The sequence below is a fragment of the Komagataeibacter nataicola genome (genome assembly GCF_003207795.1).
Classification (GTDB): Bacteria; Pseudomonadota; Alphaproteobacteria; order Acetobacterales; family Acetobacteraceae; genus Komagataeibacter; species Komagataeibacter nataicola.
The window spans coordinates 19,673-28,762 of record NZ_NIRT01000036.1 but is presented as its reverse complement, the minus strand read 5'-3'; the positions used below and the strand labels follow the sequence as shown (position 1 = coordinate 28,762).

Genomic DNA, 9,090 nt, shown 5'->3' with positions numbered 1-9,090 from the left:
TCTGAAAGGCCACATCAACAGGCCTTACAGAAGACCGCACACGATCACACGTCAATATGGGTCAGAAAACTCTTGCATAACGGACGGTAACCACAGAAGGAAAGCCGATAGGCTAGGGGACTGACCGAACTGATCGGTCATTCATGCCATGGTTTAAAAACCATGCCAAGAATGCAGAGTTTATATCAGCTGTTCAGGCACGACAGGGGGGCCATGTTGGTGGGTAGGGGAATTTCATGGCGCACGGCCGTGGTCGGGTTGTCGGTCATGACCGCCGGGTGTGCGGTTGGCCCGAATTTCCATAAGCCCAAGCCGTGGGTTCCCAACCAGTATGGCGGCCCGGATCGCATCGCGGCCGCAACCGACAAAAACGGCAAGCCTGCCGAAGTTGCCAGCCAGACCACGCCTGATGACCCCGACACCGCCTGGTGGGCCCTGTTCAACGATCCCGAGCTGACCAAGCTCGAGCAGCGCGTGGCAACCGACAACCTTGATGTCCGCGCCTATGCCTACCGCATGGCCCAGAGCCGGGCCGAACTGCGCATTGCCGGCGCCGAGCGCTACCCTGCCATGTCGGCCACCGGCTCCTACGCCCGCCAGCAGTACAGCACCAAGATGCTGCAGCGCATCGTGACCGATGTGGAGAGCGAACACCCGGAACTCGGCCAGGTGGCGGGCACGCCGGGCAAGGCCAAGATCCCACTGTTCAACCAGTGGCGCGACAGCGTGGACGCCACATGGGAGCTCGACCTGTGGGGCCGCGTGCGGCGTGAATACGAGGCCGCGGCCGCGAGTTCGCAGGCGGTCAACGAATCCCGCCGCGGCATGCTGATCTCGCGCCAGTCGGAAGTGGCGCGTGACTACATGGAGCTGCGCAACACGCAGCAGCAGCTGCGCATCGTGCTAGAAAACCGCGACGTGGCGCAATCCATGCTGGACCTGAACCAGCAGCGCTACACCAAGGGGCTGGCCAGCAACCTCGAGGTGGAACAGGCCCGTGCGCAGTATGAGAACACGCTGGCCCAGATCCCGCAGCTCGAGCAGCAGCTGGCCATGCAGGTCAATGCGCTGAGCCTGCTCATGGGCGCGCCGCCGCGCGCACTGTCCGATGAACTGCTCACCGCCGCCGCCATTCCGCCCGTGCCGCCGCGCGTGCCGGTGGGCGTGCCCTCGGAGCTGGCCCGCCGCCGCCCCGATATCCGCCGCGCGGAGGCCAACCTGCACGCCGCCACCGCGCAGGTGGGCGAGGCCGTGGCCGAGTTCTACCCGCGCGTGACCATCAATGCAGGCTTTGGCTTCGAATCCCTCTCCTTCCGCGATCTCGGCTTCTGGAACGCCAAGGCGTGGAATGTCGGCCCCTCCATCACGCTGCCCCTGTTCCAGGGCGGGCGCCTGCGCGGCCAGCTTGAACTGCGCAAGGCCGCCCAGAAGGAAGCCGCCATCAACTACCAGAAAACCGTGCTCGGCGCCTGGCACGATGTGGATAACGCGCTCACCGCCTATACCGATGAGCAGCGCCGCCATGACAGCCTCGACCAGCGCCTGCAGGCCAGCCACCATGCACTGGAACTGGCGCAGAACCAGTACCGCAACGGCATGGTGACCTACCTCAACGTGCTCGATGCCCAGCGCCAGTACCTCGGGGCCGAGTCCGACCTCACCACCAGCACCGCCACCATATCGGGCAATCTGGTGCGGTTGTACAACGCGCTTGGCGGTGGGTGGGAGACAACCTACCCCGACACGCCACGCCGCAGGCAGGCCACCGCCACGGCCCGCCCGGCTGCAACTGGCGGCACGCCCGCGGCCACCGCTCCTTCCACCACGCCGCGCCAGCCTGCCTGATGGGTTGTGCGTTAAAAGCTTGGCGCGCGCGCGCCTTGCTAGTATAAGCCGCCCCGTTCCCGACTGGCAGGCCAGTAACTGCCACACGGAAGCATGGCGCAGGGACCTGTTCGTATGATTACATTGCCCCCCGACTATCGCCCCTCGGATGATGAGGAATTCATGAATCCGCAGCAGGTGGAATATTTCCGCCTCAAGTTGCTGAAATGGCGGGCGGACCTTCTCAAGGAAGCGGATGAAACGCTGGCCAGCCTGTCGGAAGGCGGCATTCATGAAGCCGACATTACCGACCGCGCCAGTGTCGAGACCGACCGCGCGCTCGAGCTGCGTACCCGTGACCGCGCCCGCAAGCTGATCTCCAAGATCAACCAGGCCCTGCTGCGCGTTGAAGCGGGCACCTATGGCTTTTGCGAGGAAACCGGCGAGCCCATCGGGCTGAAGCGCCTCGAGGCCCGCCCCATCGCCACCCTGTCGATCGAGGCGCAGGAACGCCACGAACGCATGGAGCGCATCCACCGCGACGACTGACCCCTTCCCTGCCCGGCTGGAACGCCCCAATTTGCCAAAAGGTGATAAAAGGGGGTTGCCAGCCGGTGCAGGAAAAGTTAGGAAGCCCGCATACCGTGCTGCTGTAGCTCAGTGGTAGAGCACTCCCTTGGTAAGGGAGAGGTCGACAGTTCAATCCTGTCCAGCAGCACCATGATTTTCCTAGATTTTTTTGTCCCGCATTTCTGTGTTGTCTGGTCCACGTGGACCAGAGAATACCGATAGAGCGTCAGTGGCCTTTTTCAGCCAGTCAGGGCTATGGTGCCCATAGACGCGCTCGATCATCTCCACGCTGTTCCCCAAAAACTTAGCGACCATCTCAAACGGCACACCAGCCATTACCATCCATGTCGCGCAGGTGTGTCGCAGGGTATGAGGAGTAACATCCTCGAGGCCTGCCTTCTGAACGCGTTTGTTAAAGGCCGTTTTGATTTTTCGGACGCGATTCCCGCGATACTCGATAACCCAGTCGGTCGTGCGCCCCTCGGCAGCGACCGTGAGCGCCTGGCGCAGTTGGGGCACCATTGGCACAATCGAGCGACCTTTGTTGCCAGTCCCCCGGCCAAAGCTGATAACGCCTGTCTGCAGGTCAACCTGATCCCAGGTCAGCTCGAGAATGGCCCCAGTGCGTGCGCCGGTGTACAGGGCCATAAGGATGAAAAGCTGGACATGGGGCGTGGTAGTCACTCCTAGAAGCCTGTTGGCTTCCTGATGGGTAAGCCAGCGCTCGCGTGGTGGAGGTGCTGATGGCACCTCGATTGACGGCTCCCGCGCGATCCATTTCTCCTTGACAGCCCAACTCATGGCCGCCCGTAATGTGACCAGTTCGCGAATGATGGTGCCGTTACTGATGGGGCGCCATTGCCCGGCAGGCAGTCCGCGCCATCCCTGCTCATGGCGTTTGTCTGCATAGCCACGGCAGATCTGCGTTGTGAGATCAGCGGGTTTCAGGAAGCCCAGATGCTCGCCCAGGGCTGCTGCCGCGTGCGCAAGGGTCTGAAAGCTGGCGACCCGCTCCCGGCGATCATTCAGGTAACCCTCCAAGATCATATCCACCGAGGGTTCAGATGGCGGTGCAGGGGATGCTACCCCTGCCATGAGCCGCCCTAGCGCGCGTGTTGCTGCTGCCCGATCTTTTGTCCCAAGCGAAACACGTCTCTTGCCTCGCTGAGGATCCCACCACTGGGCGTAGAAATGACCGTTTCGGACTGCGAGGCTGTAAGTCGGGGCTGGTCGGTCTGACATTTCTCTCGATTTTCGTAAGCAACAACATCATCTGGGCGGATTCGGAACAGCGATCCGATTCGGATGGCCGGTAATTCTCCCCGCTTGATCAGGTTACGAACATGCTGATGGGAGCAGTCCCAGGCTGTCGCCACATCCGCAATACGCAGGCGCTTTTCTGGTAACTCACCCATTTGGATCATCCTTTACTTCAGTCTCTTTGCTTTTCCAGGCCTGCACCCCTCGTGCCCGAATCAGCCTGACATCCCCTTCCCTGACCAGAGGCCCACGGAAAACAATCCTGCTGGGTCCGCTCTCCTCGAGCACGATGCCGAGGTATTCACCCTGCCCGTTGCCGTATATCTCGACATCGTAGATCTCACGGCCGAACTGGAGGCCCCGCAGACAGGGATGCGCCTGGTCATCAAGGGCTTGAGGTTTCAGACCCTTGGATGCGTAGGCCGCCGCAATCAGGACATTGGCCGCAGCCCGGCGATAGGTCTGCCAGTTGGGCACCAACGTGCCGCCCTTGATGGTCATGACCGTTGCATCGGGGCCATGCGGGTCATTGTATGATTCGCACAGCGCACGCGCGGCAGCCTCCACTACCGCGCTGGGAATGGTGGTCATGGAGCGACCTCCTTCAGGGACGTGATCACGGTCTTGACGGTGCACAGTTCAAGGATGCCCAGGACAGTGCCCGTATCAATTTCAAGGGTCTCCTGAACCGATCCGATAGTTGCTCCAGACCGGAGCATATCGAAGGCCTGCTGGCGTTGGGGCTGGGTGAGAGCACGTGCTTTCTTTTTCCATCCAGCCTTGATGGTTGCCGCGGTAATGCGCTTTCGCCTGACAGGCAGCTTCATGCGACCTCTCCCGTGATAGCCAGACGGTTCTCACCAGAGAGGGGAGCATGCAGGACTGCCTTATGCCCTTCCCGATAGCCGTCGGTGAATGCCTGATCAGATCGGCGCGACGGCGGGGCTGCCCGGCCCGTCATTTCCGACAGATCACTGAATGCTGTGCTTTCGTAGCGGAGCAGCAACTGCTCTTCCTCGAATGGAATGGCGAGCCGTTGCGCCTTGCTGCGCACGGAGAGGATCCAGCCCTCGGCAAAATTGTCGGCACGGCTGATTTTGGTCGTGCGTTTGACGCGCTTGTTTTGCGAGTGAAGGAAATCGGTTCGCGCCTGGCTAAGCTGCCTGCTAAGCGCCTCACAGGTATAGGCTGCCAGCTCAGCACGACTGGACAGGCCGTAGAACCTGATCTGACCGGTCCCTTCCATAAAGACCGATTTTACCCCGAAGACACCATTGATCATCGACCAGAGACGGGTCTGGTATCTGGCCGGCCGGCTCTTCGCGCCCCAGGTAAATTGGCACGCAAACTCCGCCACATTCGACAGGTCCAGATCATCCTCGGTGATCTGATGCTCCTGCATGAGTTGCTGCGCGCGCTCCAATGCGGTGGCGGCCTCATGCGGGTTGCCTGACCTGGACAGCGCCATCAACTTCTTGAGGCGATCCATGACTGATTTCTGGCTCATGGAACCTCCACCGTCATATCGACCAGCCCGGCCGCGATGATCTGGCGGCAGGCGAACTGGATAGCCTCAAACTGGTATTTCTGTGTGCGGGTCCAGCTAAAGACGCAGTCCACACTGCCTTCGAAAATGCAGTCGAGGCCCCTGCTGCCGGGTTCGTCCAGTCGGCGTTCCAGTTCATCCTTGATCCGCCAGCGGCCATCATGTGTGGTGACCATCGCGGGCGGGTAGGCCGAAATACGGGGATCCCAGTCAGATCCAAGGGTATCCTTCCAAAGTCTCAACCACCTTATCCAGCATGGGTCGAAATCATAGAAGTCGCTGAATACGGGATGGGCCATATCCAGCCATTCGGGCCTAGTCTCACGGCGCGTGATCGGACGTGGATCCGTCACTTCCACATTATCCAAGAAATCCTGCTGCAGGCCTGCAGCGACTGCCCGGCGGTATTCCTGGCACAGATGGCGATAACCATCCCGACGTGGCGTGCGGACGGTGCGGTATTTCTTGCGGCCATCCTCGACATACTGGACGTACCTCTCATCGACCCCGCCATTCAGGGCCTCGATCACCGGGGCGTTGGCCCACTGGATGATGGCCTGCAGGGTGGCGTCCGCGTCATATTCTTCCCGCTGATCCGCCTTGCGCAGCAGGTAATCCATCTCCGATTCCGATGCCCACTTGATGGCCGCATCGAACGACGAACACGCCTGGTAGTGGGTGAACGTCATGTCGCAGCCGTCGCCGGTCAGGATCAGCTTGCCCCGGATCCACATCAGGTTGAACCAGTAGGCTGAACTTTTGGGGCGGCTGAAATGGAAAGACCGGCATGGTGCTTCGCTCATGACATGATCGGCCAGGCGGGATGCGTGGTCGTAGCTCATTTTGCCTCCCCAATCCGTCCGGTTTCCAACTGGGGAACCATGCCGTCGGTTGGCACATAGACGACGGTCTTGTTGGTCTGGTTGTCCAGCTTGCTGATCCAGAGCCACCGCAGGTATTCTGCGTTTTCTTTCAGGCTCTCCCCGATGATCTTGTTGGCCTTGGCAGTCCCTTCGGCGCGCAGGATCTCTGCGTCACGCTCGGCCTGCGCGGTCTGGACCAGCACCTGCCGGTTCTGCGTGGCCTGCGCCAGTTCCGCCTCGCCTGTCATCTTGGCTGAATAGACGTTGTAACGTGGACAGCCATAGAGGCCTGCGCCCGCGCACATAACCAGGACAGTACCGAGACCGACCACTGCGCCAAACGCGCCAGCTTCGCCGCTCATGACTTGCCTCCCGCTTCCTGCGCAGCCTGCTCTCTCGCCATGAACCGGGCGCGGGCACTGCGGGCCTTCATTCCTACATCCGTGGGGATCATCCCGTATGGCTCGGCATTGCCGTCAGCCTTGATGAAGCGGTCTTCATCGTTGGCGTAGAAGGCGCATACTTCTTCCAGCAGGTGCATTTCGGCTTCGACCACGCGTAACCGCGCGATCTCCGCGCTCAGGTGGGCGACATGCGCTTCCATGTCGGCACGGCGGACAAGCTCCTTGGGCATCTTACTTCTGCATAAGGGTTTTTGCGCAGTGACGTATCCGCCATGATCCCATTCATCGACAAGGTAGCCTACCGTTTCCACATCCGCGCACGGCGGGATGGGGGTGCCGATTGTGGCGACTGCTTGCTCCACGGATTTTACGCTGTCCAACGCGTGGTAAAATGCTTCGCGCTGCGGGTATGTCAGCTGTGCAGGAACAATATAATACTGCGGCTCCTGTGTTTTCATCTTGGTCATGACTGCTCCTCTGCCAGCAGGCACAGCTGCTGCGACACGGGCGTGCGGTCAGCATGCTGTTGCTGGGCAAAGCGGAAGGTGTTCGTGAGGCCGGTGCCGGGAGCTTCCTCCAGGCACCAGCATTCGTGGATGCGGGCCGCGCTGGCGGCTGTCATCAGGATCAGGCGGCAGGGCTCGGGCCAGATGAGGTCGGGCGGCACGTCGTGGGATACGATGCTGCCGTTGGCACGCAACTGGTCACCGCACCCGTCCTCGCGCAGCTGCTCCACCACCACCCGTGTCCAGGTCGGGGATACGCTGATGCGGACATCCTCTGCCGGAACGTGGGCGACCAGGCGCTCCCATGCTTTGGGGCGGCGCGGCAGCAGGTCCAGCGGGTTTGCCTGCGGTGCAGCAGCAACCGGCATGGGCAGGCCTGCGATGAAATCGACAAGGTCGAGCCGCTGGGCCATCACGCAGTGCCCCCTATCCTGCCCGGCATGCCGTAGGTGACCACGAACTCGCCCCGCTGGCCCTGATGGCCGCTGGTGGCGAGCAGGCCTTTGTCGACAAGACTGTTCAGGATGCGCGTGACGTGCGAGCGGCGCTTGAGGCCGGGCATGCAGCGCCACACGGTGTGGGCGGTTACGGACGGCTCACGGGTGATACGGATCGCCTCACGGTGGGCTCCCAGCACCTTTTCCTGCATGTCGCGCTCTTTCGGCTTCATGGCAGGCACTCCAGCACCAGAAGCAGGCTGGCACCCCACATGAGGGCGTAAAAAACGACGCAGGCCATTACCTGCTGGGTGGTTGGCAGCCGCTGGCGGATCGGTTCGGGTAGCAAGCTCATTGCTCTTTGCTCCCGCCCTTTGCGGCTTCTACCGCCGCATCCCGTGCTGCCATCACATAAGGCACCAGATGCTCACTGACCTCATTATCCATGTTGATACCGAGACCGATCAGTTCGATGGCAATCTCAGCCGCCTGCCTGCCCAGTAGCGGGGTCAGCTCGGCGCCGCTCAGCTTCGCTATGTCCGGAGCATGATGGAAATGGGAGCCGATCGTGAAAAAGCCGTTTGGATATTCAGCGGCTTCCTCAAATGCCTTTACGGCCTTCCGGTAACGCTCGCGCATCTTCTCCGCCAGCTCCAGATCGCAGAGCCTCATGACCGCACCTTCCCCGCCTTGCGGCGCTGGGCGAACAGGCTGGCCTCGATCTCGCCGCTGGTGCGGTCGATCGGGGCGGCGTTGATGAGCATGGTCTCCATATCCAGCCAGCGGGCATCGGCCTGGGCAGTGGCATGGCGGCAGGCCTGCGGAATACCCTCGGCCTTGGCCTGCTCGGCATCGATCATGAACCGGTTGAACTGATGCAGCAGGTTCTGGCTGACGGACTGGTTGACGAGGGTCATGCGCGCGGCGAGGTCGCGCGGTGACAGAGGGCGGAAAATGTCGGTCATGCCGCAGTTTCTTTCCTGTTCGGGGTATGGCTGGCCGCGCGGTGGCGGCTGATCTGGTGCAGGGCGATATCCTCGGCATCGAGCGCGCTCATGAGCTGCGCGATGCAGTGCCGGATGCGCCAGCGTTCAGCGTGGGTGAGGACAAGGCCGGGCGTGGGGCTGCTGGACAGGGCGGCGCGCATCTGGCGCTCACAGTCCTGGCGGCGCAGGACCGCAGATTGTAGGTCCTGCACTTCACCAAACGAGACCGCGTGAAGCGGGACAGTCATTGACCTTCCCCGTTGTCCGCAATTTTCTCGGCCAGAACGGTTGCCAGAAAAGCCTGCCATTTCTGCTGCAGCTCTGACACTTCCATGGGGTGCAGAGCCGACGGGAATGTGACAGTGCCGCTCAGCATACGGATCAGACTGGTGGCCGTGGCTACCCGCTGGGCACGGAGCACAGTCAGGCGGAAGGGCATTTCGCCTTTTTTCAGGCAGTCATGCTCGGTATCGGCGATGAGTGCTCGGGCACGGGCTTCATCCGCAGCGGTGAAGGTCACGCAGCGATCGCGGCCGGTCTCCCCAAGGCGCAGGGTATGCAACTCGATAAGCTGCTCTGGCGGCTCGATGCGGATCAGGTCGCCGGGCGGTTCCGGCCGGATATTGGAATCGGTAGACACAAAAAAACCTCCATCGCGGGTGGCGATGAAGGGAATGTGATATTGGCTCACATT

General features: G+C 61.6%; 17 protein-coding genes and 1 tRNA gene. 3 read left to right on the top strand and 15 right to left on the bottom strand.

Annotated features, from left to right (window positions below; all coding sequences use genetic code 11):
- Positions 1 to 171 precede the first annotated feature (171 nt).
- The 3 genes from CDI09_RS14720 to CDI09_RS14710 all read left to right on the top strand — a co-directional run bounded on the left by CDI09_RS14720 (position 172) and on the right by CDI09_RS14710 (position 2,545).
- Positions 172 to 1,845 (top strand): efflux transporter outer membrane subunit, encoded by a 1,674-nt coding sequence (locus CDI09_RS14720; RefSeq protein ID WP_408884503.1) that lies wholly within the window; start codon positions 172 to 174, stop codon positions 1,843 to 1,845.
- 114 nt (positions 1,846 to 1,959) lie between these two features.
- Positions 1,960 to 2,373: an RNA polymerase-binding protein DksA gene (gene dksA / locus CDI09_RS14715; protein WP_061273614.1), complete on the top strand. Its 414-nt coding sequence runs from the start codon at positions 1,960 to 1,962 to the stop codon at positions 2,371 to 2,373.
- A 97-nt stretch (positions 2,374 to 2,470) separates the two neighbouring features.
- A tRNA-Thr gene (locus tag CDI09_RS14710) sits at positions 2,471 to 2,545 on the top strand.
- Between the two features lie 8 nt (positions 2,546 to 2,553).
- Here CDI09_RS14710 and CDI09_RS14705 read toward each other — a convergent pair.
- The 15 genes from CDI09_RS14705 to CDI09_RS14640 form a co-directional block, all read right to left on the bottom strand.
- The gene (locus CDI09_RS14705; RefSeq protein WP_170120501.1) at positions 2,554 to 3,435 is read right to left on the bottom strand and encodes a tyrosine-type recombinase/integrase; all 882 of its coding nucleotides are present in this window, start codon (positions 3,433 to 3,435) and stop codon (positions 2,554 to 2,556) included.
- A 62-nt stretch (positions 3,436 to 3,497) separates the two neighbouring features.
- Complete coding sequence (locus CDI09_RS14700) at positions 3,498 to 3,809, bottom strand: helix-turn-helix domain-containing protein (RefSeq protein WP_167370186.1); 312 nt, start codon at positions 3,807 to 3,809, stop codon at positions 3,498 to 3,500.
- A complete protein-coding gene (locus CDI09_RS14695) occupies positions 3,802 to 4,245 on the bottom strand; it encodes a hypothetical protein (RefSeq protein WP_078525146.1) in 444 nt (147 codons plus the stop codon). The genes CDI09_RS14700 and CDI09_RS14695 overlap by 8 nt, the downstream gene beginning before the upstream one ends.
- Positions 4,242 to 4,481: a hypothetical protein gene (locus CDI09_RS14690; RefSeq protein ID WP_078525148.1), complete on the bottom strand. Its 240-nt coding sequence runs from the start codon at positions 4,479 to 4,481 to the stop codon at positions 4,242 to 4,244. The genes CDI09_RS14695 and CDI09_RS14690 overlap by 4 nt, the downstream gene beginning before the upstream one ends.
- Complete coding sequence (locus tag CDI09_RS14685) at positions 4,478 to 5,161, bottom strand: DUF2786 domain-containing protein (RefSeq protein WP_078525150.1); 684 nt, start codon at positions 5,159 to 5,161, stop codon at positions 4,478 to 4,480. Before CDI09_RS14685 ends, CDI09_RS14690 begins: the two co-directional genes overlap by 4 nt.
- Positions 5,158 to 6,042: a hypothetical protein gene (locus CDI09_RS14680; protein ID WP_078525151.1), complete on the bottom strand. Its 885-nt coding sequence runs from the start codon at positions 6,040 to 6,042 to the stop codon at positions 5,158 to 5,160. The genes CDI09_RS14685 and CDI09_RS14680 overlap by 4 nt, the downstream gene beginning before the upstream one ends.
- A complete protein-coding gene (locus tag CDI09_RS14675; RefSeq protein WP_078525153.1) occupies positions 6,039 to 6,425 on the bottom strand; it encodes an SPFH domain-containing protein in 387 nt (128 codons plus the stop codon). The genes CDI09_RS14680 and CDI09_RS14675 overlap by 4 nt, the downstream gene beginning before the upstream one ends.
- Complete coding sequence (locus CDI09_RS14670; RefSeq protein WP_078525154.1) at positions 6,422 to 6,934, bottom strand: hypothetical protein; 513 nt, start codon at positions 6,932 to 6,934, stop codon at positions 6,422 to 6,424. The genes CDI09_RS14675 and CDI09_RS14670 overlap by 4 nt, the downstream gene beginning before the upstream one ends.
- Positions 6,931 to 7,386, bottom strand: a complete 456-nt coding sequence (locus CDI09_RS14665; RefSeq protein WP_078525156.1) for a hypothetical protein — start codon at positions 7,384 to 7,386, stop codon at positions 6,931 to 6,933. Before CDI09_RS14665 ends, CDI09_RS14670 begins: the two co-directional genes overlap by 4 nt.
- Complete coding sequence (locus CDI09_RS14660; RefSeq protein ID WP_078525157.1) at positions 7,386 to 7,643, bottom strand: hypothetical protein; 258 nt, start codon at positions 7,641 to 7,643, stop codon at positions 7,386 to 7,388. Before CDI09_RS14660 ends, CDI09_RS14665 begins: the two co-directional genes overlap by 1 nt.
- Complete coding sequence (locus tag CDI09_RS18880; RefSeq protein ID WP_257788379.1) at positions 7,640 to 7,765, bottom strand: hypothetical protein; 126 nt, start codon at positions 7,763 to 7,765, stop codon at positions 7,640 to 7,642. The genes CDI09_RS14660 and CDI09_RS18880 overlap by 4 nt, the downstream gene beginning before the upstream one ends.
- Entirely contained in the window at positions 7,762 to 8,082 is a 321-nt protein-coding gene (locus CDI09_RS14655; RefSeq protein WP_078525159.1) for a hypothetical protein, read from the bottom strand. The genes CDI09_RS18880 and CDI09_RS14655 overlap by 4 nt, the downstream gene beginning before the upstream one ends.
- Positions 8,079 to 8,375 (bottom strand): hypothetical protein, encoded by a 297-nt coding sequence (locus CDI09_RS14650; protein WP_078525160.1) that lies wholly within the window; start codon positions 8,373 to 8,375, stop codon positions 8,079 to 8,081. The genes CDI09_RS14655 and CDI09_RS14650 overlap by 4 nt, the downstream gene beginning before the upstream one ends.
- Positions 8,372 to 8,644 carry a hypothetical protein gene (locus CDI09_RS14645; RefSeq protein WP_078525162.1) on the bottom strand — a complete coding sequence of 91 codons (273 nt, stop codon included), beginning with the start codon at positions 8,642 to 8,644 and terminating at the stop codon, positions 8,372 to 8,374. The genes CDI09_RS14650 and CDI09_RS14645 overlap by 4 nt, the downstream gene beginning before the upstream one ends.
- The gene (locus CDI09_RS14640) at positions 8,641 to 9,036 is read right to left on the bottom strand and encodes a hypothetical protein (protein ID WP_110569679.1); all 396 of its coding nucleotides are present in this window, start codon (positions 9,034 to 9,036) and stop codon (positions 8,641 to 8,643) included. The genes CDI09_RS14645 and CDI09_RS14640 overlap by 4 nt, the downstream gene beginning before the upstream one ends.
- Between the last annotated feature and the right edge of the window lie 54 nt (positions 9,037 to 9,090).

Excerpts from the sequence above, each read along its gene's own strand:
- CDI09_RS14720 (WP_408884503.1), top strand. The coding sequence starts at position 172 with ATGCAGAGTTTATATCAGCTGTTCAGGCACGACAGGGGGGCCATGTTG.
- dksA (WP_061273614.1), top strand. The coding sequence starts at position 1,960 with ATGATTACATTGCCCCCCGACTATCGCCCCTCGGATGATGAGGAATTC.
- CDI09_RS14700 (WP_167370186.1), bottom strand. The coding sequence starts at position 3,809 with ATGGGTGAGTTACCAGAAAAGCGCCTGCGTATTGCGGATGTGGCGACA.
- CDI09_RS14695 (WP_078525146.1), bottom strand. The coding sequence starts at position 4,245 with ATGACCACCATTCCCAGCGCGGTAGTGGAGGCTGCCGCGCGTGCGCTG.
- CDI09_RS14690 (WP_078525148.1), bottom strand. The coding sequence starts at position 4,481 with ATGAAGCTGCCTGTCAGGCGAAAGCGCATTACCGCGGCAACCATCAAG.
- CDI09_RS14685 (WP_078525150.1), bottom strand. The coding sequence starts at position 5,161 with ATGAGCCAGAAATCAGTCATGGATCGCCTCAAGAAGTTGATGGCGCTG.
- CDI09_RS14680 (WP_078525151.1), bottom strand. The coding sequence starts at position 6,042 with ATGAGCTACGACCACGCATCCCGCCTGGCCGATCATGTCATGAGCGAA.
- CDI09_RS14675 (WP_078525153.1), bottom strand. The coding sequence starts at position 6,425 with ATGAGCGGCGAAGCTGGCGCGTTTGGCGCAGTGGTCGGTCTCGGTACT.
- CDI09_RS14670 (WP_078525154.1), bottom strand. The coding sequence starts at position 6,934 with ATGACCAAGATGAAAACACAGGAGCCGCAGTATTATATTGTTCCTGCA.
- CDI09_RS14665 (WP_078525156.1), bottom strand. The coding sequence starts at position 7,386 with ATGGCCCAGCGGCTCGACCTTGTCGATTTCATCGCAGGCCTGCCCATG.
- CDI09_RS14660 (WP_078525157.1), bottom strand. The coding sequence starts at position 7,643 with ATGAAGCCGAAAGAGCGCGACATGCAGGAAAAGGTGCTGGGAGCCCAC.
- CDI09_RS18880 (WP_257788379.1), bottom strand. The coding sequence starts at position 7,765 with ATGAGCTTGCTACCCGAACCGATCCGCCAGCGGCTGCCAACCACCCAG.
- CDI09_RS14655 (WP_078525159.1), bottom strand. The coding sequence starts at position 8,082 with ATGAGGCTCTGCGATCTGGAGCTGGCGGAGAAGATGCGCGAGCGTTAC.
- CDI09_RS14650 (WP_078525160.1), bottom strand. The coding sequence starts at position 8,375 with ATGACCGACATTTTCCGCCCTCTGTCACCGCGCGACCTCGCCGCGCGC.
- CDI09_RS14645 (WP_078525162.1), bottom strand. The coding sequence starts at position 8,644 with ATGACTGTCCCGCTTCACGCGGTCTCGTTTGGTGAAGTGCAGGACCTA.